A 25,294-nucleotide genomic window follows, 5' to 3' on the forward strand; every position below is an offset into this window, starting at 1 on the left:
CCCTGTTGGACAGGTCCTTCACCTGGTCCGCCCCCTTGGCGTTGTCCTCCACCGCTTCAACCACCACGTTGAGGTCCCTCGATATGGCCTCCGCTATGTCCGATATGCTCTTGGCCGCCTGGGCGGACTCCTCCGCCAGCTTCCGCACCTCCTCCGCCACCACCGCAAACCCTCGGCCGTGCTCGCCGGCCCGGGCCGCCTCTATGGCGGCGTTCAAGGCCAAGAGGTTGGTCTGGTCCGCTATGCCCCCTATCTGGGCCACTATGGCCTGGATCGTGTTGGCCCTCTCGTGCAGCTTCTCCACCATGTCCATGGAGCTCCTGGCCTTGTCCGCCACGGCGCCTATGGACTCCACCGCCTGCCTCACGAAGGCCATCCCCGCGTCCTGCTGCTCCTTGGCCTTAACCACCTGCTCCGCCACCTCGGTGCTCTTGGCCGCCGCCAGGGACGCCGCGGAGGCAACCTCCTCCACGCTGGCGGTTACCTCCTCCGCCCCGGAGGCCGCGTCCTCCAGCCCCCCGATGGCCACATCGGCGCTGGCCTTTGTTTCCTGAACCGCCGCGTTGGTCTCCTCCGCCATGGCGGAGAAGTTCTCCGCCTCGCCGCTCACGCTGGACGCCAAGGCCCTTATCTCCCGGAGGGCGCCGCCGACGGCGGCACAAAGCAGCTCCACGTCACGGTATAACCGGCCTATCTCATCCCTCCAATCATCGGGGGCGCTGAACGAGAGGTCCAGGTTGTCCGCCATGTGCTTAACCACTTCCCCAAGCCCCTTTAAGGGTCGGATCACCGACAATGCCACCCCGAGGGCCAGGACAAGCTGCAGGACCAGCAACGAAATCCCTGCCCCAAAGGCCAACCCCATTGCGGACCTGGCTTCTCTCTCCACCGCGGAATTCCGCTCCTCCAGAGCCCTAGCCGCCCCCTCCCCAAGGGCCGCCATGGCATCCACCGCCCGGCGGGTCCTCTCCCGGGCCCTCTCCAGGAAGGCCTGAACGTCGCCGCCCTCAAGGGCGGAAGCCTCGTTCAACACCTCCAAGATCCCCTTCAAAGACTCCTCCGCCTCCCCGTGAGCTTCCCGGGAGCGCTGGTCCATGTTGATGGTGCCCTGGTAGTACTTTAAGGCCTCCATGGCCTTCTCCAGCTCCCTCCGGCTCTCCGAGAAGAACTCCTGCCGCTCCTGGCCGGAGGCCATCAAACCCCGGTAGAGGTTTATCTGCCCCGAGGCAAGGTAGAACTTGGCCTCACCGACGTAAAGCAACCCCCTTCCGCTCTCCTGGTGCATGGACCTGGCCAAATCCCTGGCCACCATAAGCTTCCACGTGAGCATCCCGCCCATGGAAGCCATCCCAAGAAAACCTATCAAAACCAAGGCCCACAGCCTAAAAGCCACCGAAAACCTGCGAAGAAAGTTGAACATCCCCACAGCCCCCCTCGGCTTAATTAGATGTGACCTTCGCAAATACTATAAGGACAACTTAGGTCAAAGTCAACGGGAAGGGGCTCGCAGGATGCGCAGCGCAAGGGCCGCTCCAGGGCATATAGAAGAGCCCTTGGCCTTTCAGCCCCAAAGGGGCCTGCGGCAGCTAACCTCACTTCTCCACCCTCACCCAGGCCTCGGAGAGCCTGGTGTTCCACCTTTCGGTTATCTCTGGACCTGAGAGGCGGTTCACCCCCTCCTGACCGGAGAAGACGAGGCACACCCCCTCCGAAAGCCCCTCCAGGGGGGCGAAGCGGGCAGACACCCTGCCGAAGGGGGACGTAAGCCACCCCAAGTCCCCCTCCCGCATGCCAAGCTCCTCCATGTGCCTCGGCGCAAGGTAAGCCCAAAGACCCCCCTTTGGGCTCTCCCAGTCATTCAATGACCAACCGTTCACCCCGTCGTACCGGTGGGGCGTCACCAGATAAAACCGATCCCCCGGCCGCGCCCCCCAATCGGAGGACCTTCCAAAAGGACCCGCGGAGGGGAAACGGAAGGGCCCCAGGTGGCGCCTTGGATGGGGGAAACGCCATATGCCCTCCGCCACCTCCTCAAGGCCCCGCAGGGACAGCACCCGCCTTACCAGCGCCTGAGCCCCTGAGACCACCAGCGGATCAACACCAAGAAGCGCCAAGACCCGGTCCAACACCTCACCTTCGTAGGGCACGGGCCCCTCCCCAAGGGGGTTCACCTGCTGGATCAGGTCGTGCCAGTAGCTGAACAGGACCCCCGTGGGCTGTTCCGGGAAGGGGGCCACGGGGATAACCAGGGAACACTCTCTGGCGGTGGCGGAAAGCCTCCAGTCAAGACATACGCTGAAGACCTTGTCACCTCGCAAAACCTCCTCCAGAACTCCTACATCCTGGGACTGGGTCATGGGATTGCAGCGAGAGAACACCGCCACATCCACCGGCGGCTCCTTGGCGTCCGCGATAAAACGCCCCACCGACGGCCTGGGGGCGCGCCTTCCAAAGCAGTCCCCCGCAAGGTCCTTTGGCACCGGGGCCTCGTCGTCGGCGCTGAAAACCATGCCGCCGCCGGCCACGTCCTGGCTTCCCAAAAGGAACACCAAAGAGTCCAGGACCCGCATCAGAAGGTCCCCGCCCACGCGCCGCTGCACCGCCCATCCAGCCCAAAGGCTCAAGGGGCCCTCCTCCGTTACGAACCGGAAAAGGTCGTCCAACTCCTCGCCGCTGAGTCCCGAGGCCTCCATGGCATGCCTACGCCCTACGCCCCGCGCAAGGGACATAAAATCCTCAAGCCCCTCAAAGCCACCCTTGGGAGGCCCCATCTCATCCAAAACCCTCCCGCAAAGGTAAAGGGAAAGGGCAAGATCCGACCCTGGGCGCACCACCCACGTGCGGTCCGCCACGCCGTGGGTCCTGGTGGGCCTCACGTCCACGTACCCCACCTTGGCCCCCAGCATCCTTGCCTTCGCAAGGAGCGGCACGAAGTGGACGTTGGTCTCCGCCACGTTGCGGCCCCAAAGCACCACCCGGCGGCTCTGTAAAACCTCCTCGGGCGGCACGTGGCGCCTCACCTCGTAGGACTCCCCAAGACCCGCGCCACCCTCCCCTCCGCACAGGGACCCCCTAAGGCCCGTGAGCCCCCCAAGGGCCTTGGAGAATAGGTCAAAGGCCAGGTTGTCCAGCTTGAGGTTCCCGGAGCCGCTGGCCCAAAGGACCCGCCTTGGATCTTTACTTACCGCCCCACCCACCTTGGCGGCGAAGATCGACAGCCCATCATCCCACGATACCTCCCGCAACACCCCGCCATCCCTCAAAAGGGGCCTTACAAGCCTATGGCCCTTGAGGAAACTCAAGAAACCCTTAAGCTTATGGCACACGAACCCCGCTGTGTAGGGATGGTCCTTCCTCCCCGCAACCTCTCCACTCTCAGGGTCGAACGCGAAACCACAGGCATCGGGACAGTCAAAGGCACAGGCGGACAATACTCTCTTCAAGCTCCCCACCTCCCGGTGGGCCCACAGGTTCCATGGGCCAAAAGACCTTATGAAACGGCATCCCAGGTCCTATCGTGGACATGGAACCATATTAGCATATAGAATTCCGAAGGGTCTTGAGTTTTCAAGCCCCCGGGGCACGGCCCCAAGAAAGCCACGAAAGGATGATGCGGGTGAACAACTCGGAAGGACGCCGGAACTGGGCGGTGACTCTGTACCTGTTGCTTTTGGCGGCCTACTTCATGTCCAACTTCTTCAGGATATCCCCGGCGGTGCTGCTGCCCAGGCTGGCAAGGGAGATGGGGATGACCGCCGCGGTGACGGGCTTCATCTCAAGCCTCTTCTTCTACGCCTACGGGGGGATACAGCCCCTCTGCGGGGCCCTAAACGACCGGTACGGCCCAATGAAGACCGGGGCCGTGGGCATGGCGTTGTGCGCCATAGGAACCTTCATGTTCTCCTTCGCCCAAAGCCCCGAGTCCCTCGGGGCCGCCAGGCTTCTCACGGGCCTTGGGCTTGGGCCCATATTCTCCGGCGTGCTGGTGCACCAGGCCCACGGGTTCCCAAAGGAACGCTACGCGGCCCTAACGGGCATAACCATAGCGGTGGGGAACCTGGGGGCGGTGGTGTCCGTGGCGCCCCTTGGGATGAGCCTGGACAAGCTGGGCCGTTTCAACACCTTTGTCATCCTGGGCGCCGTAAGCCTCGCGGTGGCCCTCTCCATGTGGCTCTGCCGCTCCAGGGACCTGGTGGCGGGAAACCGTTCGCAGGGTTCTTCCATGTCCAAGGCCCTCCGGGACGGCATGGCCCTGCTATTGAAGGGCCACCGGGGCATAAAGGCCGCCACCCTCATGTGGGCCTCCGCGGTGGGAGTTCAGATATCACTTCAGGGGCTCTGGGCGGTGGCGTGGTTCGAGGAGGCCTACCGGTGCGGGGCAGGCCCCGCCAGGAACTGGGCGACTCTGATAGGGGTGGGCATGATGGCGGGGACACTCCTTGGGGGGCGGCTAGCCTCCATGGCAAGGGGGAGGACCTGGGCCATGGCGTCCTTCGGCGGCGCCATCGCCGCCTCCTGGGCCCTCTTCCTCTCCGTCATGTGGCTCAAGGCGCCGCTTCCCCTGGCGGGGGCCGCCGGGGCGCTCATAGGCATCACCTCCGGGGTGGGGGTGGTGGCGGCCAACTCCGCCATAAACGACCTGGTGCCCCGGGAGCGGATAGGAGCCCTCATAGGAGCCGCCAACATGACGGTCTTCGCCTTCGTCATCCTGGCCCAGTGGGGCTCCGGGGTTCTCATAGAGGCCTTCGGGGGGCAGTCCTTCTTGGGCTTCCTCAGGACCTACGGGGTCCTCTCGGCCCTGCTCACCCTCTGCATGCTTCCCATCCTCACGGTGAAGTCCTTCAAGCCCTGAGGAGGGCCCGCTGAATTAGAATTGCCTGGGGAGACCGGCCTAAAAAGCAAAGAGGGGGGGCGGGGCCCCCTCTTTATGTTGTTCCTTCATGATAAGAAGACGCCATACAGAGGAAACCGCCAACACCCCTCAACCCTCAAAGGCCGCCACCCGGTTCCTGCCGTCCCCCTTGGCCCGGTACAGGGCTTGGTCCGCGTGGTCGTTGAGACGGTCCAGGGACATCCCCTCCCGGAACTCCGCCACCCCGAAGCTGGCGGTGACCATTATGGATTCCCCCTGGTACTCCACCGGGGCCGACTCTATGCCCCGCCTTACCCGGTCGCACAGCCCCACCGCCCCCTCCAGGGAGGCGCCGGGCAGCACCATAAGGAACTCCTCTCCCCCGTACCTGCCCAGGATGTCGTAGGGCCTTATGAGGGACTTCACCCTCGATGAAAGCTGGCGAAGCACTTCGTCCCCCGCCAGATGCCCGTAGCGGTCGTTTATGGCCTTGAAACGGTCTATGTCCATCATGGCCACCGACAGCCTCGTACCCTCCCGAAGCACCCGGCTTATCTCCCGCTCCTCCATCTCAAGCAAAGCACCCCGGTTGAAAAGCCCCGTGAGCGGGTCATGCCGGGCCAGGAACCGAAGCTTCCGCTGCACCTCCATCACCCGGGTGCCGGACAAAACCCGCAAGGTGAGGTCGTCCGGGTCGAAGGGCTTCACCACGTAGTTGTCCGCCCCCGACGCCATGGCCCTCACCAGGTCCTCCTTGGTGTCCCTCACGGTTATCATGATCACGTAGGTGTACCTCTCGCTGTGGGCCTCCGCCTCCCTAAGGCGCCGGATCACCTCCACCCCGTCCATGCGGGGCATCATGCAGTCCATGAGCGCCACGTCCACCGCGCCGGACAAGAGGATGTCCAAGGCCTCCTCCCCGTCCCGGGCGGTGAGCACCCTTATACCCCTGGGGGAGAATATGCGCTGGAGGGCCTCCCTGGAGGACTGGTTGTCGTCCGCCACAAGGACCCTCATCCCCTCCGGGAACTCCACGTCCGAGAACCTCACGGGCACCCCCATGGGAACCCTGAACTGGGCCCCGCCGGCGGCCTTCCACTGGCCGAAGGAGAGCGCCGCCCCCTTGAACTCGTGCAGGGCCTTCAAAAACAGGTCCTCGTCTCCCCGGCGGAAGGACTCCAGCAGAACGCCCTCAAGACGGGCCATGTCGGACCGGAAGGTCTCAAGAAGGTCCGACTTGAGCCCAACCTCCGAAGGGGCATGGTGCTTCAGGGCCCAGGCGAGCTCCCCAAGGTCCAAGGGCTTCCGGAGCACCTTCAAAAGCCCCTCCCCTATGAAACGATCCTCCTCTTCCTGGCTCACCCCGGCGGTGAGTCCCACCACCTTGGCGGAAGAGGCCTCCCTAAGGCGCCGCAACAGCGCCACCCCGTCAAAGGCCGGAAGGTTAAGGTCCATCAGCACGAAGTCGAACTCCTCCCGGGACGCCGCTTGGATCGCCTCCTCCGGAGAGGACAGGCCCTTCACATCCACCCCGCACTCCCGCAGAACAGCGCAGGCGGCGGCAAGGGACGTGTTGTTGTCGTCCACCACCAGCCCCTTGAGCCCCTCCAAGGGGCAGCGGGTCCCCTGGTGGCCGCTCAAGGGGAGCTCCAGGGTGAACACCGTCCCGTGCCCCCTCCTGGACCGGACCGTTATGTCCCCTCCCATCCGGTTCGCAAGGCCCTTTGAAAGGCAAAGACCAAGCCCCGCCCCGGTGGAGCTCCCGGCAAAGGGGACGAAAAGGCGCCCCATATCCTCCAGGTCCATGCCCTCGCCGCTGTCCTCCACCGCAAAGTACAGCTTATCCTCGGAAATCCATCCCGATAGGGATATGTGCCCCCGGCGGGTGAACTTGAGGGAGTTTGAGAGCAGGTTCACCAGCACCTGCCTTACCCTCCTGGGGTCCCCAAGGACCCTCTCCGGCAGGCGGTCGTGGAAGAACCGGAACTCCAGCCCCTCGTCCTGGGCCCTCAGGCGAAATGACGATGCCACGGACTCCAAAAGCTCCGCCGGGGAATAGGGCACGTTCATCACGTCGAGCCTGCCCGCCTCAAGCTTGGAGTAGTCCAACAGGTCGTCCAGAAGGCTGTTTAAGTTCTCGCACTCGCTCAAAAGCACCTCCAGCCTGTCGGGGTACCCCGCTGGCAGTTCCTCCTTCGACATCCCCCGAAGAAGCCCTATTATCCCGCCCAAGGGGTTTCGGATCTCGTGGCCTATGTGGGCTAAGAAGGCATCCTTGAGGCGGTTGGCCTCCTCAAGAGCCCGCTTGGTCTCCTCCAGCCGCTGGACGTTCTCCCCCAGCCGCCGGTTCAAGGACCGCACCTCCTCAAGGCGCATGGTGTTCTGTATCGACACGGCGGTGTAGGACATGAGGGTCCTGAAGAAGGCCACCCCGATCTCGGGGACCTCCTCGGGGCTCTCCTCCTGGGCCGCCAGGAAGACCCCCATTATCCTTGAAGGGGTGCTCAGCGCCGCCAGCAGCACGTTGCCCTGGGGCAGGGACAGGAACATGGGCTGGGGGTGCGCCAGCGCCCAGGCCAGGGTGCCGTCGGAGCTCAATGCCTCCAGGGCCCCATCGAAGTCGAAGTCCCCCTCCTCCCCGGCGGCCCGGTAAAGCTCAAGGCCGTCGTCGGAGAAGAGGCGGCAGCTCCAGCGGCCCAGCTTTATCAGGGACCTCGCCCTGTCGGCGGCCCTTACTATTATCCGCTCCACCCCGTCCTCGTCCCCCACCGACGCGGGGACCAAACCAACCGCCACCGCCAATATCCGGTTTACCCGGTCCCTCTCCTCCTCAAGAAGGCGGAATCGCCTTTCCAGTTCCAACATCCTAGAAGCCGAGGTGTTCATCAACCCAACCTAACCCCCTAAACAAGGAAGATCCTTCGTATCTCAGCGATCTGACGGGCCGCCTGGGAGACCACCATGGGCAGCCCCTCAGGAGGCAGCTCCAGCATCCTTGGAACCGCCGGATCCACCGGGGGGGTAAGTCGGGAGCCGGAGCTTCCCCAGCGCATGGCAAGGGCCACCACGTCCGCAAGGTGCACCACCGCAGCCTCCCGCGGCAGGTCGCAGCCCATGGGGTCGTGGTGTCCCCCCACCAGGATCCTTATGAAGTCCGGTATGTTCCACTCCTTGAGCAGCCGCTCCCCAAGGCGGCCGTGGTGGAACCCTAAGTGGCGCTCCTCAAGCAGGTGGGTGGGGACCCCCTCGAAAAGGGCCCCCTCCATCAGGGACTTCATCACCCACGGCACCTTGGAGAACAGCACCAGCCGCCCCACGTCGTGCAGCAGCCCGGACAGGAAGAACTGCTCCTCGTTCGGCATCTTAAGCACGAAGGCGATCACCCGGGCGGTTACCGCACAGGCCACCGAGTGTTCCCAGAAGGCCCCCACGTCCATGCGGGACGAGGGCACCCCCTTAAAGGCCCCCATGGCGCTCACCGCCATGGCCAGGGCGGTGAGCTGGTTGGTGCCCACGATGGCCACCGCCCGCTGGATGGAGTCTATGCGCTTGGGGAACCCGTAGTATGAGCTGTTCACCAGCCTCAGGAGGCGAACCGTAAGGGCCGGGTCCTTGCTTACCACCTCCGCTATCTTGGCGGCGGAGCTCACCGGGGACTCTATAACCTCCCGGAGCTTGAAGTATATGGCGGGGAACGAGGACAGCCGCACGTGCTGCCTCACCAGGTGCAGCATGGCGGGCAGCCCCACCCCCAGCTCGCCCAGGTTGAGCTTGGGCTGTTCCTTGGGAGGCGAGGGGATCCACCCCGGCGGAAGGGCTCCCTCCTCCAGAAGCCTGCGGGCCGCGTTCTCCGCGGAGAGCTGAAAGAGCTCCTCCTCCAGGGGGCTTGAGGGCTTGAACCAAGATGAGACCAGCTCTCTGGCGGCAACCACCGCCTCCTCCCGGCTTCGGACCTCCTCCTGGATGGCCTGCTCCTCCTCCCCCTCCACGTCCGCCCAGGGGATGCCCCATATCTTGAGCATCTTTATGTGGCTCTCCTTTATCTCCACCCCCGCCCCAAGCATGACCCTGCCGTCGGGGGCCCTAAGGGCAGACGCCAACACCATCCCGGGCCTTAGGTTCTCCAGGGAGACCAGCCCCACCGGCTATACCCCCAAATGCTCCGCCAGGTCCAGCCGGGTCCAGCCCGTAAGCCCCGGCACCTTGAGCCAAAGCCGCCGGTGCTTAGGCGACGCCGCCACCTGGTAAACAGTGTAACAATCGGAGGTGGCCCCAAGATCCTCGATCCGGGTGTCCAGAATCTCCCTCATAACGTCCTCGTCTATGCCTCCCTTGAGGTTGTCCGCCAGGTTTATCAGGTTGTTCCTCCTGGTGACGCTGAGCCAGCTCCTCTCGTCCTTGGGCTCCGGCAGCCCCCAGCTGGGGCTGGTGAAGTGGTTGGTGGCCACAAGAAGACCAGGCCTCACCGGCGGGGAGGGCTTCACATCGAACACCGGCCACTCGTAACAGCGGGCCAGGTCCTCGTCGCACACGGTCACCACCGACGCGAAAGCCGCCCTAACCGACAGGAAGTGGGCCTCCATCTCATCCAGGCTCCATGAGTCCAGGAGGAACGACAAAAGCGACAACGTGTTCGGTATCCTGTTCTGATACCAAAGGTCCCCGCCGGAGGGCATGCCGTTGTTTAGCTCCAAAAACAGCCCCGCACCGTTGAGGGCGGTGGTGACGTAGAAGGTACCCACGTACCCCACGATGCACACCGGTACCGAACCGTCCGCGGGCCTAAGACAAAGGGCGTTTATGAACCTGCCGTACTCCTTGAACCTTGGCAGGTAGTCGTAGTTGCGCCCCACCACCAAGGGCCCCCCTCCGGTGTACTCCCCCCAGGCGGCCACGCAGGAACAGTGCCCCACCAGGGACTCCACCGCCGCCACCTCTATGGCCCCAAGGGCCAAGTGGCGCCACAGCTCCATCCCGGAACCCTCCGCCATACCCCGGACGAACTCCTTGAACCTGTGGGGGTAGCAGCGGAAGAACCCCTCCCCCAGGGCCTTGAGCTCCTCCTGGGTCCTGCCGAGCTGACCCATCAGGTGCTCCTCCACCCCAAGACGGTAGAAGTCCCAAAGCTCCTGCCCCATGGCCTCCCCGTAGGCCCTGCCCATCTCCCTCCAGGTGCCCTCCAGGGATATCACCTTGAAAAGCCCCACATCCCGCCTTCTGAAGGTCATCTCACATACCCCCCCATGGGAACCGTCTCAACCTCAACCCCCTCCGGGCCGGCGGTCACCCGATGATAATGGTAAAACCCGTGGGCCGGATCCTTGCTGTAAAGCCTGGCCCCGCCCCCTCCTGATATGGTGAAGGGCATCCCCTCCCAATCACCCTCGAAGAAACCGTGCACGTGGCTGGCGAAGATCCGGCTGACCCCGGCGGCCTTGAAGACCTTCAGCAGCTCCAAGGTCCCCTTGGGGTCCATGGCGTGCCGGAAACCCTCCCCCCTGGGGTCAAATAGGGGCTGGTGCATGAACACCAGTTTCACCGGCGCGTCCTGACCCAGGACTTCTTCTATCTTCCTCAGCCTCTCCCTGGACAGCGGCATGCCGTCGGCGTTGTCGACGAGCAGGAAAAGCACGCCGCCCCGCCGGAACCAAAGATCCCGCCGGGGGCCGAATATCCCCTCAAACCTGCTCCGGCCCCGATCCACCAGCTCGTGGTTGCCCACCACCACAAGGAAGGGCTTCCGGATGCTTTTAAGGTGCCCCAGGGCCTCGTCATACTCCTTCCGGGCACCCCGGTTCGTGAGGTCCCCAAGGTGTATCACGAACTCCCCACCGTCGTCCCTCATCTGAGGCACCAGGAAGCCAAAGCGGCTCCCGGGGCCCCGGGTGTCCCCCACCACCAGGAACGTGACCGATGATCCTGCGGGGGATGAGGTTATCTGCTCCAACATCCTGTGGTTGAGGCCCCCTGCGGGAGAGCCCCCCTGGGCTAAGGCCGTGGAGGATACCCCCAAGAGGACACAGACAAGGGCCAGGAAACGGAGAAGACTGGGGATACCCCCCGCGGAGCAGGGTAAGGGGCAACGCAAGATCCTCATGGCAAGGGCCTCCTTTTAGAAATGTTTTTTCATTGTACATCCAGCCCCTAAAAGCTTCCAGGGTATCCTATAATAGTTGATCCGCGAGAAGATTTAAGAAGGGGATGGTTCCTTTGAGGATAGACCTGGCGGAGTCCTTCGGGCTTATCAACGAGCATCGGGGGGAGCTCATGCGCTACGGGGCGCTTTTGGCGTCCAGCAACGAGAGGGCCCGCCTCACGGGCCCCATGGACGAGGAGGCCCTATGGGAGAACCACATAGTGGACTGCGGGGCCCTGGCCTCCGCCCTGCCCAAGGGGGCCAGGGTCATAGACGTGGGCACCGGCGGCGGGCTGCCCGGCATGGTCTGGGCCATATGCAGGCCCGACGTGGGGGTCACCCTGCTGGACAGCGTGGGCAAGAAGTGCGCCTTGGTGGAGGAGATGAGGCAGCTCCTGGGGCTTACCCCCGAAAGGGTCCAGGTGGTGTGCTCGAGGTCCGAGGATTTCGCCAAGCTGAACCGGGAGGTCTACGACGTGGCCTGCGCCAGAGCCTTAAGCGAGGCGCCGGTGCTGGCGGAGCTCCTGTCCCCACTGGTGTCCGTAGGGGGGATGCTTTGGGCCATGAAGGGGCCTAAGGGGGCGGAGGAGGTAGCGGGGCTCGAGGGGCGCTGGGGTGAGCTGGGGCTGTCGGACCCCGCGGCCATACCCTACGACCTCGGGGACCGCTCCAGGATGCTGATCCTCTGGCGCAAGGAGTCTCCCTGCCCTCCAAGGTACCCAAGAAGGCCCGGCATGGCGGAGAAGCGGCCCTGGTACCGCTAAGCCATAGGATCGGCAAAATGCCAGGGTTCAAAAAAGCCGGGGGATCGCTCCCCCGGCTCCTTTGAAAATTTTAAATGTGAAGTTCCAAATCCCCTGGTCCCCTCTTAGCTTCTGGGCTGCCCCATGAGCTTCTGGGCCTCCATCATGAGCCCCAGGTACGGGTCGTCCACGGAGTTGTGGCTCGGGGAGTGGATGAAGTAGCGGGCGAAGAGGTCCTGGACCGTGGAGCGGGCGGTTATTATGTCTATGAACCGCTCCGCCAGGTGCACCGGGTTGTCCCCCTCGGTGAGCACCTGGAAGCCTATTATCTGCCCCATCTTAAGCCCCTCTCCCCCCATGGCCACGGTTATGCGCCACATGCCGTCCCGGCCCTCCATGAAGGGGTCCCTGGAGCGCACCGGCACCGCCACCAACTCCGCCGGTATGCCCGCCCGCCTTGCGGCCTCCAGCGTCCAGCCCACGGAGCCCCAGTGAAGGTCGAATATCTGGCTCACACCCCAAGGCGTGACGGGAGGAAGCCCCGCGGCCATGCCCGCCATGTCCATGGCGGCCACCATGGCCTGCCTCATGGCAAGGGTCCCTATGAGGGGAAGCACCGGCCTTCCGGTGGCGGCGTCCTGAACCTGGGCCATGTCGCCCACGGCGTAAATCCCCTCCACGGAGGTCCTCATGGCGTGGTCCACCACAACCCCCCGCTGGACCTCAACCCCCAGGGCCCTGGCCAGGTCAAGCCGGGGCCTCACGCCGGAGGCGAACACCACGAAGTCCGCCGCCGCGGAGGAGCCGTCGGAGAGGAGGACCTCCCCCTTCCCAACATCCTTCACGGTGACCCCAAGGCGCACGTCAACGCCCTTCTCGCACAGCTTGTTCTCCACCACCGCCGCAAGCTCAAGGTCCAAAGCGGACACCACGTGGTCCAAAACCTCCACAAGGGTCACCTGAAGCCCCCGGTCCACAAGGGCCTCCGCCACCTCAAGGCCTATGGCGCCGCTTCCTATCACCGCCGCCCGCTTCGCCTCCCGGGCCAGCTTGTCTATATCAATGGCGTCATGGGCGCCCCGAAGGACCTTCACGTTCTCCGCCAGGGCGTCCCTGGGATACAGATCATCCCCCACCATCACGGTGGGGCCCTTCGACCCCTCCGAAGCCAAAACCCCCGGCACCTTGGGCATCCAAGGGGCCGCCCCCTGGGCCAGGACCAGCTTCTCGTAGCGCACCTTGACCTCCCCGTCATCGGTGCGCACCACCGCCACCCTGGAGGGATGGTCCACCGACACCACCCTGCCCCATATGGTGTCCTCCGCTATCTCCTTTGGAAGCCGGGGGCTCTCCTTGAGGTCCACTATGACCTTATGAGGCCCCTCCGGGATGAGGCGCCTTCCTATGCCGTAGGGAAGGCTGCATATAACCGTGGGGGGCTCGTCGGCCACCATGGCGATGGAGCTTATCCCCATCTTCCTCAAGGCCATGTAGGACACCCTGCCGCCGGGACCGCCGCCAACTATGAGTACCTGAACCGACCTTTCCACACTCCACACCCCCTGATAGCTTTCTTTTGCACCGTCCACAAGTGGCTTACACGCCACTTATATACCCTTATGGGGTATATGTCAACCGCCGCCATGGCCTTCTCGTCCCAAGAAAAGGTCATCCTTTCTCATGGTGACATTTTCCCCGTCCCCTTATGGGGTGACAATATCACTGGCCGGGTACACATGTCCCATCGCCCCCCTTGCAATGAAACTAGTTAGAGTTAAAATCATATAAATCTCTTGCCATAAAAGGGGGTAGCTAAGCGATGATGTCACTTGAGGAGATAGAAAGCATCCTCGGAAGCGACGCGGAGGACCTTCTAAGCCACCGCTGCACCGGGATCCCCAAGGAGGACATACACCTTCCGGGACCGGACTTCGTGGACCGGGTGTTCGCCCAATCGGACAGGTCCCCCCAGGTGCTGAGGTCCCTTCAGCAGCTCCTAGGCCACGGGCGGCTGGGGAACACCGGGTACCTGTCCATACTTCCGGTGGACCAGGGGATAGAGCACTCGGCGGCAGCGTCCTTTGCCCCCAACCCCATCTACATGGACCCGGAGAACATCGTGCGCCTTGCCATGGAGGCGGGCTGCAGCGCCGTGGCCAGCACCCTGGGGGTTCTTGGCATGGTGGCCCGGAAGTACGCCCATAAGATACCCTTCGTGCTCAAGATAAACCACAACGAGCTGTTGAGCTACCCAAACTTCCACGACCAGACGATCTTCGCCTCGGTTGAGCAGGCCTGGGACATGGGGGCCGTGGCGGTGGGGGCCACGGTGTACTTCGGATCCCCCGAGAGCCGCCGGCAGATCCAGGAGGTATCAAAGGCCTTCAGGAGGGCCCACCAGCTGGGCATGGCCACCATACTTTGGTGCTACCTCCGGAACCCGGCCTTCGAGAAGGACAAGGACTACCACCTCTCCGCGGACCTCACGGGCCAGGCAGACCACCTGGGGGCCACCATAGAGGCGGACATAGTAAAGCAGAAGCTGCCGGAGAACAACGGTGGCTACAGGGCGGTGTCCTTCGGCAAGACCCATCCGAAGGTCTACTCGGACCTGGTGCCGGAACACCCGATCGACTACGTAAGATGGCAGGTGGCCAACGGCTACATGGGCCGGGTGGGGCTCATAAACTCCGGCGGCCCATCGGGCAAGGACGACCTCAAGGAGGCGGTCCGCACGGCGGTCATAAACAAACGGGGCGGCGGCATGGGGCTCATCCTGGGAAGGAAGGCCTTCCAAAAGCCCTTCAAGGAAGGGGTGCAGCTCATCAAGGCGGTGCAGGACGTCTACCTCTGCGACGAGATAGAGCCCGCTTAAGGCCCCAGGACCCTTGGTTTAAAACCACAAAGCCACTAGGCCCAAAGGACCCCGCCAGGGGGTCTACGAACCCCAAGGGGCCCCGCTTCCTCAAGGAAGGCGGGGCCCTTTGGCATACCCCCCCTCAGGGACCCTGTGAAACCTCCCGGCCCTTCGGGGGCATGAAAAGCGGGGGGCCGCCGCCCCCCGCATCATCCCTTTAAATTTAAAAGGGTTACAGGTCGCTGCGCTTGAAGTAATGGGTGTGCAGCAGGTGATGAGCGGTCTCACCCAGGGGCTTGCCCAGGAACTCCTCGTAGAGCTTTATTATCTCCGGGTTCTCGTGGGACTTCCTTATGGGCTTGCCCGCGTCCTCCCGATAGAGGGCCTCGGCGCGCTTACGTACTATGTCGAAGTTGCCGTGGTGGTAGGGCTGTCCGCCGCCGCCCACGCAGCCGCCGGGACAGGCCATTATCTCGATGGCGTGGAACATCTCGGACTTGCCGTCCCTTATGGACTCCAACAGGTGCCGGGCGTTGCCAAGGCCGTGGGCTATGCCTATGTGGAGCTTCAGGTCCCCCACCTGCACCCAGGCCTCGCGGCAGCCCTGCATGCCCCTAAGCTCGGTGAAGTCGATCTTCTCCAGGGGCTTCTTGGTGGCCCACTCAACGGCGGTGCGCACCGCCGCCTCGATGACGCCTCCGGTGGTGCCGAAGATGACCCCAGCGCCGGTGGACTCCCCAAGGGGACGGTCGAAGTCCTCGTCGGGCAGGTTGGCGAACTCTACGTTGAAGCGCTTGATGAGCCTCGCCAGCTCCCGGGTGGATATGGACACGTCCACGTCCGGGTTGCCGTCCACGGAGAACTCCGGCCTGGAGCACTCGTACTTCTTGGCAAGGCAGGGCATCACGGACACCACCACCAGCTTCTCCCTGGGGATGCCCAGCTTCTTGGCGAAGAAGTTCTTGGCCACGGCGCCGAACATCTGCTGGGGCGACTTGGCGGTGGAGGGCACGTCCAGAAGCTCCGGGAACTGGTGCTCGAAGAACTTGACCCACGCGGGGCAGCAGGAGGTGAGGATGGGCATCCGCACGTCCTTGTCACCCGCCAGGAACCGGTTCAGCCTGTCCAGGAACTCCGAGGCCTCCTCCATTATGGTGAGGTCCGCGGCGAAGTCCGTGTCGAACACGTAGTCGAAGCCCATCTGCCTCAGGGCGGCCACCATCTTGCCGGTCACCAGGGTGCCGGGCTCCATGCCGAACTCCTCACCAAGGGCGGCCCTCACCGCCGGGGCGGTCTGAACCACCACCACCTTGTCAGGATCCGCCAGGGCCTCTATGACCCGCCAGGAGTAGTCCCGCTCCACCAGGGCGCCGGTGGGGCACACCGCGGCGCACTGGCCGCAGAAGGTGCACACCGTGTCAACCAGGGGCTTCTCAAAGGCGGGGGCCACCACGGAGGAGAAGCCCCGGTTCACCCCAGAGAGCACCCCAACGGTCTGGACCTCGTTGCACATGGTCTCGCAGCGGCGGCACATGACGCACTTGTCCATGTCCCGCTCCAGGGCGGGGGAGTGGTCCTCCTTGTAGGTGGACTGCTCTCCCTCGAAGCGGACCTCCCGGATGGCGAACCGCTCCGCCAGGTCCTGAAGCTCGCAGTTGCCGCTCTTGGCGCACACAAGACAATCCTTGGGGTGATCCGAGAGGAGGAGCTCCAAGACCGTCTTCCGGGCGTTCATGACCCGGATGGTGTTGGTCCTCACCTCCATGCCCTCGACCACCGGGGTGGCGCAGGCGGGGGCCAGGTTACGGCGGCCCTTGACCTCCACAACGCAGACCCGGCAGGAGGCGCTCTTGTTCACCATCCCAACGTTCTGGTCCAGCCTAAGATGGCACAGGGTGGGGATGTCTATCCCCAGCTCCCGGGCGGCGTCGAGGATGGTGGACCCCTCGGGGACCTTTACGTACTTGCCGTCTATGTTCAGGTTTATCATGGCTATCCTCCCGTGCTCTAGCTACGCGAGATGGCGCCGAACTTGCAGGCGCTGTAGCAGGCGCCGCACTTCACGCACTTGTCCTGGTCTATCACATGGGGCTCCCGCACCTTGCCGGTTATGGCGTCCGCGGGGCACACCTTAGCGCACAGCGTGCAGCCCTTGCACTTCTCGGGCTCTATGACGTACCGCACCAGGTCCTTGCACTTGCCGGCGGGGCAACGCTTGTCCACCACGTGGGCCAGGTACTCGTCGTAGAAGTTGTCCATGGTGGAAAGCACCGGGTTGGGCGCGGTCTGCCCAAGGCCGCAGAGGGCGGTGTCCTTGATTATGAGGGCCAGCTCCTTGAGACGGGCCAGGTCCTTCTCGGTGGCCTGCCCCCGGGTGATCTTCTCCAGGATCTCCAGCATCCTCTTGTTGCCCACCCGGCAGGGGGTGCACTTGCCGCAGGACTCCTCCACGGTGAACTCCAGGTAGAACTTGGCCACCGACACCATGCAGTTGTCCTCGTCCATGACTATCATGCCGCCGGAACCCATCATGGAGCCCGCTTCAAGCAGGTTGTCGAAGTCTATGGGGGTGTCAAGGTGCTTCTCCGCAAGGCAGCCGCCGGAGGGGCCTCCGGTCTGGACCGCCTTGAACTTGCGGCCGTCCCTTATGCCGCCGCCGATGTCGTAGATGACCTCCCTCAGGGTGATGCCCATGGGCACCTCCACCAGGCCCACGTTGTTCACCTTGCCCGCCAGGGCGAAGACCTTGGTGCCCTTGGAGCGCTCGGTGCCGATGGAGGAGAACCAGTCGGAGCCCTTGAGGATTATGGGGGGCACGCAGGCGAAGGTCTCCACGTTGTTCACGTTGGAAGGCTTGCCCCAGAAGCCCCTCTCCGCCGGGAACGGAGGCTTGCTGACGGGCTCACCGCGGTTGCCCTCCAGGGACTGGATGAGGGCGGTCTCCTCGCCGCACACGAAGGCCCCGGCGCCGTAACGAAGCTCCACGTCAAAGCTGAAGTCGGTGCCCAGGATGTTGTCCCCCAGAAGCCCCACCTCCCGGGCGTCCTCTATGGCCTTCCTAAGCCGCTGAACCGCCAGCGGGTACTCCGCCCTTATGTAGACCATGCCCTTGCTGGCCCCTATGGCGTAGCCGCATATGGCCATGGCCTCGATGACCGAATGGGGGTCTCCCTCCAGGATGGAACGGTCCATGAAGGCCCCGGGGTCGCCTTCGTCGGCGTTGCAGATAACGTACTTCTGGTCCGCCTTGAAACGGCTGGCGATCTCCCACTTGAGCCCCGTGGGGAACCCGCCACCGCCGCGGCCCCTAAGGCCAGACTTCTTGACCTCCGCCACCACGTCCTCGGGCTTCATGGTGGTGAGCACCTTCCCCAGGGCCTCGTAGCCGTCCCGGGCGATGTACTCGTTTATGTTCTCCGGGTCGATGAAGCCGCAGTTGCGCAGGGCTATGCGCATCTGCTTCTTGTAGAAGTCCATGTGCTTGGAGTCGGAAACCTGGCTGGAGGTCTTGGGATCCTTGTAGAGCAGCCGGGTCACCTTGCGGCCCTTCAGGATGTGCTCCGCCACTATCTCCTCCGCGTCCTCCGGGGTCACCTTCACGTAGAAGGTGTTGTCCGGAGCCACCTTCACTATGGGCCCCTGCTCACAGAAGCCGAAGCAGCCCGACAGCACCACCTTAACCTCGTCCTGCAGCCCCTTGGCGGCCAAGGCGTCCTTCAACGCCTGGGCCAGGACGTCGCTCTGAGAGGATATGCAGCCGGTGCCGCCGCACACCAGTATGTGCATCTTAACAGCCATGGATCGAGGCCCCCTTACTCGTGGGAGGTGCGGTAGCTGGTGGGGATCAAGCCGTCCACCATCTCGCCCTTCTCTATCACGTGATCGAAGATCTCCCTTATGCGGTCCGTGCCCTTGACGTTGCCGTATATGACCGGCTCCTCGCCGGGACGGGCTATCATGATGGTGGGCTCGCTGTGGCAGAAGCCCATGCACCCGCACTGGGTGAACACCACGTTGTTAAGGCCCCGCTTCTTGGCCTCCTCTATCATCTCCGCCATGACCTCCCGGGCGCCGGAGGCTATCCCGCAGGTGGCCATGCTGACCTTGACCTCTATCATGTTCTCGATGTTCTGCCCCTTCTCCCGGATCTCCGTGCCCTCCTGAACCTGCTGCTTTATCTTGCGGAGCTCCTCCAGGGACTTTATCTTGTTAGACATTGCAAGTATTCACCTCCTGAGAGACCGCAGGCCTGTACTGGTCCACTATCCCGGGCACGTCCGCAGGGGTCACCCGGCCAAAGACCTTGCCGTTCACTATGACCACCGGGGCCAGGCCGCAGGCGCCCACGCAGCGCAGGGTGTCCAGGGAGAAGTAGCCGTCCTCGGAGACCTTGCCCACCTTGACCCCCATGGCCTTCTCCAGCTCGTGAAGGACCTCCTCGGCTCCCCTCACGTAACACGCGGTGCCCATGCACACCGACACCGCCACCTTGCCCTTGGGCTCCATGGTGAAGAAAGAGTAGAACGTCACCACCCCGTAGACCTTCGCCAAGGGGATGTCCAACTTCCGGGCCACAAAGGCCTGGACCTCCTCCGGAAGGTAACCGAAGATCTCCTGGGCCTTGTGGAGAACCGTTATCAGCTCCCCCTTCTTGCTCGGGAGCTTATCTATGAACTCCTCAAGCTCCCGAAACTGCTGCCCACTCTCCTTGTCGCAGCAACAGCAACTCATCTTCCGCCCTCGCCTCCTTCGCTGCCCTCATGCTTTATGCATCCGAGCACAAGCTCGTGCACATTATAATTTCTACAGCCCGGAAGCGCAATTTATCACAAGTCCTGGTTTTCAACTAAGAAAAATTTTTATCGCTTGCTATAAAAATTTTTCAATGGCCTTCAACTCCAAGGGGTCGTTGGCCCCCATGATGGACCTTCTAACCGCTTCCTCTCCCCCCACCTCCCCCACCTCAAGAAGGACAACCCGCACCGCATGGTGGAAATCCTTCATACCCCTGCCGCCACGCCTTAAAACCTCCTCCACCGGACCTAAGCAGCTCCTCCGGTAGAACCCGTGCAGGGGCTCCACGTAGCCCCCAAGCCGAAGAAGCACCGCGTCCCAGCGGGCATCGGCAAAACCCCACATGCGGCGAACCACCGACGGAGACACCAAGGGCATGTCGCATCCCACCACGAAGGCCCACTCAAAGGACGACGCCCACATAACCGCCCTGAGCCCCTCCAACGGCCCAAGACCCGGGGCGGAATCCTCCGCCACCTTAAGGCACGTCCCCTCCAGCCGGTCCGGGAAAAAACCCCCTCCACCAAATGACGCCCCTATAACCACCCCTTGGAAAAGCCCCCGAAGCCTCAGCACCACCCGCTCCCACATGGGGCGCCCCCCAAGGACCGCCAAGTGCTTAGGCCCCCCCATGCGGGACCCCAAGCCGCCGCAGAGCACGCAAAGGGCCCCCGGAATGGGGGGCCCTAAAACCTCCTCAGTCATCCCTGACCCTCAACGAATCCCCAAGGGCCTTCCAGTACGCGGCGGCCACCAGGACCGAAGCCCCCGCCGCGTTCCCAAGGGTCACCGGCACCAGGTTCCCAAGATACCCCCCAAGGTTCACCACCGACAGGTCCACCCCGTGGGGGGCCGTCCTCCCCACCTCCATCAGCCCAAGTGCCAGGAAGTACATGTTGGCCACGCTGTGCTCAAAACCACAGGCCACAAAGGCCGTCACCGGCAGAACCACCGCCGCGGCCTTGCCCCCCACGCCATCGGCCCCGTAGGACATCCACACCGCCAACGCCACAAGCCAGTTGCAAAGAACACCCCGGAAGAAGGCCTCCGAAAAGGGAAGGGACATCTTCGCCGCCGCCACCTTCAAGGCGTTCTCCCCAACCAACCCAGAATCAAGGCCCGAAAGCCGTATCAAAAAAGCCACCCCCACCGCCCCCAGCAGGTTGCCAAGGTACACCAAACACCAGTTCCTTAACATACCACCCAGCGGAAGCCTTCCCGCCAGAAGGGGCATGGGCATAAGACAGTTACCGGTGAAAAGCTCCGCCCCCGCCGCCAGCACCAACAACAACCCCAATGAAAACGCAAGACCCCCCACAAACCGGGTAAGCCCCACCCCAACAAATCCGTAGCCGTCCTGGGTCACCACCGTGTAGAAGAAACCCGCAAGGGCTATGTAAGCCCCACCTAGAAAACCCATCACCAACGTCCTATCCACCGGGGCTCCACACTTACCCACCGACACGTCGCACAGCTTCCGTCCCATATCCAAAGGGCCGGACAACCAAACCACCTCCCCAACCTGTTGGCCTACCCTTTGTTTATACAATAATTATGGAATATTGCAATTAGAAAGAAATAAAACCGGGGCAGGGATCGGGGCCTATGCCCTTGAAACCATCAGGGCAAAACCCCTACCCCCGCCCCGGCCAATTCCAAAGCCCAGAGGCCTCAGGCATGAAGCAGCATGCCCACCGCCCGGTCCAATATCCCGCTCTTCAAGGCCAGCAGGACGCCGTAGTTGGTCATGGGAACCCCCTGGGAACGGGCCCTCATGATGCGGCTCATCATGTGCTTGCGGTTCAGCATGCACCCCCCGCAGTGCACCACCAGGGAGTAACCGGAAAGATCCCTTGGGAAGTCGTTCCCCGCCGCCACCTCAAAGGTGGGCTCCGCGCCGCTCATCTCCCGGATTATCCGGGGGAGCTTCTCCCTGCCTATGTCCCCCTTAAGCGGATGGTGGGTGCACGCCTCGGCGATAAGAACCCGGTCCCCGTCCTTGAGCTCCGCAACCCGCCTGGCCCCCTCCACCAAGGTCCCAAGGTCCCCCTTGTAACGGGCCATCAGGATGGAGAAGGACGTAAGGGGGACCTCCCCCCCTATCTTATCCTTTACGTAATGAAACACCTGGGAATCGGTTATCACCAGGTCCGGAGCGGAGCCCGCCCCGGCGAAAAGGGCCAGCGCCGCCTCCAGCTCATCGGCGGTCACCATCATCCCCACGCAGCGGTTGTCCAACACGTCCCGCATCACCTGCACCTGGGGCAGTATCAGCCTTCCCTTGGGAGCCTGAATGTCCTGTGGCGCCACCATCAGCACCGTCTGCCCAGGATAAAGCAGGTCCCCCACGATGGTGTCCCGCTCCCATCCCTCCGGCACCGCCTCCTGAATGGCCTCCTTGAGGCTCTCGATCCCCATTCCGGTCCTGGCGCTCACCGGCACGAACCTTATCCCAAGCTCCCCCTCAAGGGCTTCCGGATCCACACCCCCGAGGTCAACCTTGTTGCATACCCCCACCACCGGGATGCCCCGGCCCTTAAGACCCTCCAGCCACTCCCTCTCCATTGAAAGGTCTTCCACGGGGTGCGAGACCACCAGGAGCGCCAGGTCGGTCCTGTCCATGACCCGCATGGTCCGCTCCACCCGAAGCTCCCCCAGCTCTCCGTCGTCGTCGATGCCCGCGGTGTCTATGAACACCACCGGCCCTATTGGAAGCAGCTCCATGGCCTTGAACACCGGGTCCGTGGTGGTACCGGGCATGGGAGAGACCAGGGCCGCGTCCTGGCCCGTGAGGGCGTTTATGAGGCTCGACTTGCCGGCGTTCCTCCTGCCGAATATGGCTATGTGAAGCCTGTTGGCCTTAGGCGTGTCCAGCACGAAAACCCCTCCTAGAACCTAAGATCCCTCTCGCCGGATCCTATGCGGTCCAGCATGGCCCTGGCGGCCTGTCGGGCCTTGGGATTGGGGATGGACTCAAGCTCCCGCTCTATCAACCCCTCGCCAAGGGCCCGGGCCTCATCATCCCCGTAGTCCAAAAGGAACTCCTTAAGGGTCAAAAGCCCGTTGGGCTGGCACACGTTGCCGATCTGCCCCGACTTGGCAAGGCTCATGAACCGATCCCCAGTGCGCCCCTCCCTGTAGCAGGCGGTGCAGTAGCTCGGGATGTAGCCGCTCCTCATGAGGCTCTTTATTATCTCCATGGGGGAACGGTGGTCCCCCACCTCGAACTGGGGCTTCTCATCCGCCGGACGGTTGACGTAGTGCTCCGCATACCCCCCAACCCCGGTGCAGGAACCGGCGCTTATCTGGGATATGCCAAGGGCTATCACCTGATCCCTGAAGTCCGCCTCCTCCCGGGTGGACAGGATCATCCCGGTGTAAGGGACAGAAAGCCTTATCACCGCCACCACCTTCTTGAAATCCTCGTCCTCCACGGGTCTGAAGGTCGACAGATCAACCCCGTGGGCCTTCCGCAGCCTGGGCACCGATATGGTGTGAGGCCCCACCCCGAAACGCTCCTCCAGGTGCCGGGCATGGAACAGCATGGCCACGGTGTCGTACACGTGGTCGTAAAGGCCGTACAGGACCCCAAGGCCCACGTCGTCTATGCCCGCCTCCATGGCCCGGTCCATGGCGGTGGTGTGGTAGTCGTAGGAGCTCTTGGGACCTGAGGGATGCAACGCCTCGTAGGTGGGGCGGTGATAGGTCTCCTGGAACAGCACGTAGGTGCCTATGCCAGCCGCCTTGAGCCGCCGGTAGTCCTCCACGGTTGTGGCGGCGATGTTTACGTTCACCCGCCTTATGCTGCCGTTCTCGAACTTAAGGGAGTATATCTTCTCTATGCACTCCAATATGTAGTCCAGAGGGCAGTTCACCGGGTCCTCCCCGGCCTCCAGGGCCAGCCTCTTGTGCCCCAGGCCCTCCAGAATCCTTATCTCCTCCTCCAGCTCCTCCATGGTGAGCCGGCGCCTCTCGAAGCCCTTGTTGGAGCACTTATACCCACAGTAGGCGCACTGGTTAACGCAGTAGTTGCTCACGTAAAGGGGGGCGAAAAGCACTATCCGGCGGCCGTATATGCGCTCCTTGATCTCCCGGGCCATCTGGAACATCCGCTCAAGCATCTGCGGATCCTTGACCTGCAAAAGGGCCGCCGCCTCAAGGGGCTCAAGCCCCTTCGCCTGCCCCGCCTTGGCAAGGGCCTGCTCCACAAACCCCCGGTCCTGGGCCAATAGAGCCCCCCGCTCCACCGTGCCTAGGACCTCCCGATGGTCTATGAAATCCGCCCTCTCCGCCGCCCTGGCGCTCATCACACCCATGTAAGTTCGCCTCCCATGTAAGGACCCGCCGCAGACTCAAAAGCCCACCCGGCGGCCCGGATTCAAAACGCTTTAAATTTAAATCCCTCAGCCCCTTACAGCGTCTCCCCGACCCCTGGACACCCTAAGCCCAAGCCCTTCTATTAAGGCCTCAAGGCGCCTTCGCTCCTCCGCTATGCTGAGCTCCTCCCCGTGGGGCTTGGGGTATATCTCGTACATCCTCCTGTACCTATGGGGCTCCAGCTTCTGCATCACCACGTTGGCCCCGGAGAAGAAGGCCATGTCCCTGCCCCGGCGGTCCAACACCCCAAGGGCGGTGGTGGCGGGAAGATGGGGCCGGCGGCACACAAGCCTAGCCAGTGCCACGGTCTTGAGCACCAGGAAGGGATCCCCGTTGGCGGCCCCGCCTAGGGGCGTGGCGGGATGGGATATGAAGGGGCCTATGCCCGCCATGTCCACGTCCAGCTTCCTCAACAAGAGCACGTCCAAGGCTATGGACCTCAGGCTCTGCCCCGGCAGCCCCACCATGAAGCCGCTTCCCACCTGATAGCCCAGCTCCTTGAGCTGCCCAAGGCACTCCATGCGGCGCCGGAAGGACGAATGGGGGTGCAGCCGGTCGTAAAGGCCCTCATCGCAGGTCTCGTGCTTCATGAGGAACCGGTCCGCCCCGGCCTCCTTCAAATACCGGTAGTCCTCATAGGACCTCTCCCCGATGCTCAAGGTTATGGCCACGTCCTTGACGGACTTTATCCTTTCTATCACCCTTCCCAAGGCCTCCCGGGTGTACGCCCCGTCCTCCCCGGACTGGAGCACCAGGCTCATGTACCCCGCGTCGACGGCCTCCAGGGCGCAGGACACTATCTCGTCCTCATCCATCCGGTACCTCTCAAGCCCCCGGTTGTCCCCCCGAAGGCCGCAGTAAAGGCACCGGCCGGAACAGTGGTTTGAGAACTCTATGATCCCCCTTATGTGGACCTCATCGCCGAAAAGGGAACGTTTGAGCCTGTCCGCCCCCTCGAAGAGCACCTCCGCCCCTTGCCGATCCAGCAAGAGAAGGGCCTCCATCTGATCCAGGGTGGGAAGGTACCCCTCCACCATGGCGTCCACAAGCTCCCGGAGCTCCCCCGGGGAGATCCTCACGGGATCCGCCACCTCCAACCTGCCGTCCAATTCCACTACCCCCCAACTTCCGTCCTAGAAGCGCCGGACGCCTTGGCGTAGGCGGCCTTAACGGAGACCCCCTTTATGGCCCCCAGCTTGCCGGTCATGGCGCTTATCCGATCCACGGTGCCGTCCACTATCACCGATATGACCGATATGCCCCTGTCCTTATAGGGTATCCCCATCCTGCCCACGATGATTGGAGCATGCTCGTGGAGCACGGAGTTCACCCGGTCGGACATGTCAAGGTCCTCCACCACTATGGCCACCACTCCAAGCCTCGCATCAGGCCCGCGCTCAACCGAATCACCCATTACGACGCACCCCCGAACAAACCTACGGACCCCACCTTAACCTGGGGATCAGGGCGGGGCATAAGAACAGGCGCCCTTCTCCCCAAAGGGCAGAAGGGCGCCTGGCAAAAAGACCCGGGGA

General features: G+C 63.3%; 20 protein-coding genes. 3 read left to right on the top strand and 17 right to left on the bottom strand.

Annotated elements, in window-relative coordinates:
• Positions 1-1,420 (bottom strand): methyl-accepting chemotaxis protein (locus tag N2315_02960; protein MCX7828149.1); only part of this gene is annotated, 1,420 nt, incomplete at its 3' end.
• A 172-nt stretch (positions 1,421-1,592) separates the two neighbouring features.
• A complete protein-coding gene (locus tag N2315_02965; protein ID MCX7828150.1) occupies positions 1,593-3,443 on the bottom strand; it encodes a molybdopterin-dependent oxidoreductase in 1,851 nt (616 codons plus the stop codon).
• Positions 3,444-3,616: 173 nt separating this feature from the next.
• Between N2315_02965 and N2315_02970 the strand changes: the two genes are divergently transcribed.
• Positions 3,617-4,852 (top strand): MFS transporter, encoded by a 1,236-nt coding sequence (locus N2315_02970; protein MCX7828151.1) that lies wholly within the window; start codon positions 3,617-3,619, stop codon positions 4,850-4,852.
• Positions 4,853-4,981: 129 nt separating this feature from the next.
• Here the strand turns inward: N2315_02970 and N2315_02975 are convergent, their stop codons facing one another.
• The 4 genes from N2315_02975 to N2315_02990 are packed head-to-tail and all read right to left on the bottom strand — an operon-like array spanning position 4,982 to position 10,949.
• Entirely contained in the window at positions 4,982-7,738 is a 2,757-nt protein-coding gene (locus N2315_02975) for a diguanylate cyclase (GenBank protein MCX7828152.1), read from the bottom strand.
• A 17-nt stretch (positions 7,739-7,755) separates the two neighbouring features.
• Positions 7,756-8,994 carry an HDOD domain-containing protein gene (locus N2315_02980; GenBank protein ID MCX7828153.1) on the bottom strand — a complete coding sequence of 413 codons (1,239 nt, stop codon included), beginning with the start codon at positions 8,992-8,994 and terminating at the stop codon, positions 7,756-7,758.
• Positions 8,995-8,997: 3 nt separating this feature from the next.
• The gene (locus tag N2315_02985; GenBank protein ID MCX7828154.1) at positions 8,998-10,080 is read right to left on the bottom strand and encodes a C45 family autoproteolytic acyltransferase/hydrolase; all 1,083 of its coding nucleotides are present in this window, start codon (positions 10,078-10,080) and stop codon (positions 8,998-9,000) included.
• The gene (locus N2315_02990) at positions 10,077-10,949 is read right to left on the bottom strand and encodes a metallophosphoesterase (protein ID MCX7828155.1); all 873 of its coding nucleotides are present in this window, start codon (positions 10,947-10,949) and stop codon (positions 10,077-10,079) included. The genes N2315_02985 and N2315_02990 overlap by 4 nt, the downstream gene beginning before the upstream one ends.
• Before the next feature lie 113 nt (positions 10,950-11,062).
• Here N2315_02990 and rsmG point away from each other — a divergent pair, with 113 nt between their 5' ends.
• The gene (rsmG, locus tag N2315_02995) at positions 11,063-11,752 is read left to right on the top strand and encodes a 16S rRNA (guanine(527)-N(7))-methyltransferase RsmG (protein MCX7828156.1); all 690 of its coding nucleotides are present in this window, start codon (positions 11,063-11,065) and stop codon (positions 11,750-11,752) included.
• A 104-nt stretch (positions 11,753-11,856) separates the two neighbouring features.
• On the opposite strand, the gene N2315_03000 is transcribed toward rsmG, so the two are convergent.
• Positions 11,857-13,281, bottom strand: a complete 1,425-nt coding sequence (locus tag N2315_03000; protein ID MCX7828157.1) for an NAD(P)/FAD-dependent oxidoreductase — start codon at positions 13,279-13,281, stop codon at positions 11,857-11,859.
• A gap of 269 nt (positions 13,282-13,550) precedes the next feature.
• On the opposite strand from N2315_03000, the gene N2315_03005 reads away from it, so the two are divergent.
• Positions 13,551-14,606, top strand: a complete 1,056-nt coding sequence (locus N2315_03005) for a class I fructose-bisphosphate aldolase (protein ID MCX7828158.1) — start codon at positions 13,551-13,553, stop codon at positions 14,604-14,606.
• 214 nt (positions 14,607-14,820) lie between these two features.
• Here N2315_03005 and N2315_03010 read toward each other — a convergent pair whose 3' ends face one another.
• From N2315_03010 to N2315_03055, 10 genes are all read right to left on the bottom strand, one after another.
• Complete coding sequence (locus tag N2315_03010; protein MCX7828159.1) at positions 14,821-16,584, bottom strand: NADH-dependent [FeFe] hydrogenase, group A6; 1,764 nt, start codon at positions 16,582-16,584, stop codon at positions 14,821-14,823.
• An 11-nt stretch (positions 16,585-16,595) separates the two neighbouring features.
• The gene (locus tag N2315_03015; GenBank protein MCX7828160.1) at positions 16,596-18,386 is read right to left on the bottom strand and encodes an NADH-quinone oxidoreductase subunit NuoF; all 1,791 of its coding nucleotides are present in this window, start codon (positions 18,384-18,386) and stop codon (positions 16,596-16,598) included.
• Between the two features lie 14 nt (positions 18,387-18,400).
• On the bottom strand, positions 18,401-18,805 hold the full coding sequence (locus tag N2315_03020) for a (2Fe-2S) ferredoxin domain-containing protein (protein ID MCX7828161.1): 405 nt from the start codon (positions 18,803-18,805) through the stop codon (positions 18,401-18,403).
• Positions 18,798-19,319 carry an NAD(P)H-dependent oxidoreductase subunit E gene (locus N2315_03025; GenBank protein ID MCX7828162.1) on the bottom strand — a complete coding sequence of 174 codons (522 nt, stop codon included), beginning with the start codon at positions 19,317-19,319 and terminating at the stop codon, positions 18,798-18,800. The genes N2315_03020 and N2315_03025 overlap by 8 nt, the downstream gene beginning before the upstream one ends.
• A 138-nt stretch (positions 19,320-19,457) precedes the next feature.
• On the bottom strand, positions 19,458-20,087 hold the full coding sequence (locus N2315_03030; protein ID MCX7828163.1) for a molybdenum cofactor guanylyltransferase: 630 nt from the start codon (positions 20,085-20,087) through the stop codon (positions 19,458-19,460).
• Entirely contained in the window at positions 20,080-20,886 is an 807-nt protein-coding gene (locus tag N2315_03035) for a formate/nitrite transporter family protein (GenBank protein MCX7828164.1), read from the bottom strand. Before N2315_03035 ends, N2315_03030 begins: the two co-directional genes overlap by 8 nt.
• Before the next feature lie 167 nt (positions 20,887-21,053).
• Positions 21,054-22,259 (bottom strand): [FeFe] hydrogenase H-cluster maturation GTPase HydF, encoded by a 1,206-nt coding sequence (hydF, locus tag N2315_03040; GenBank protein ID MCX7828165.1) that lies wholly within the window; start codon positions 22,257-22,259, stop codon positions 21,054-21,056.
• Between the two features lie 11 nt (positions 22,260-22,270).
• A complete protein-coding gene (hydG, locus tag N2315_03045) occupies positions 22,271-23,698 on the bottom strand; it encodes a [FeFe] hydrogenase H-cluster radical SAM maturase HydG (GenBank protein ID MCX7828166.1) in 1,428 nt (475 codons plus the stop codon).
• An 87-nt stretch (positions 23,699-23,785) separates the two neighbouring features.
• Complete coding sequence (hydE, locus tag N2315_03050) at positions 23,786-24,868, bottom strand: [FeFe] hydrogenase H-cluster radical SAM maturase HydE (protein MCX7828167.1); 1,083 nt, start codon at positions 24,866-24,868, stop codon at positions 23,786-23,788.
• Between the two features lie 5 nt (positions 24,869-24,873).
• Positions 24,874-25,173, bottom strand: coding sequence for an iron-only hydrogenase system regulator (locus tag N2315_03055; protein MCX7828168.1), 300 nt, complete (start codon positions 25,171-25,173; stop codon positions 24,874-24,876).
• Positions 25,174-25,294 lie beyond the last annotated feature (121 nt).

Source organism: Thermanaerothrix sp. (assembly GCA_026417795.1).
In the GTDB taxonomy this organism is placed as follows: domain Bacteria; phylum Synergistota; class Synergistia; order Synergistales; family Synergistaceae; genus Thermanaerovibrio.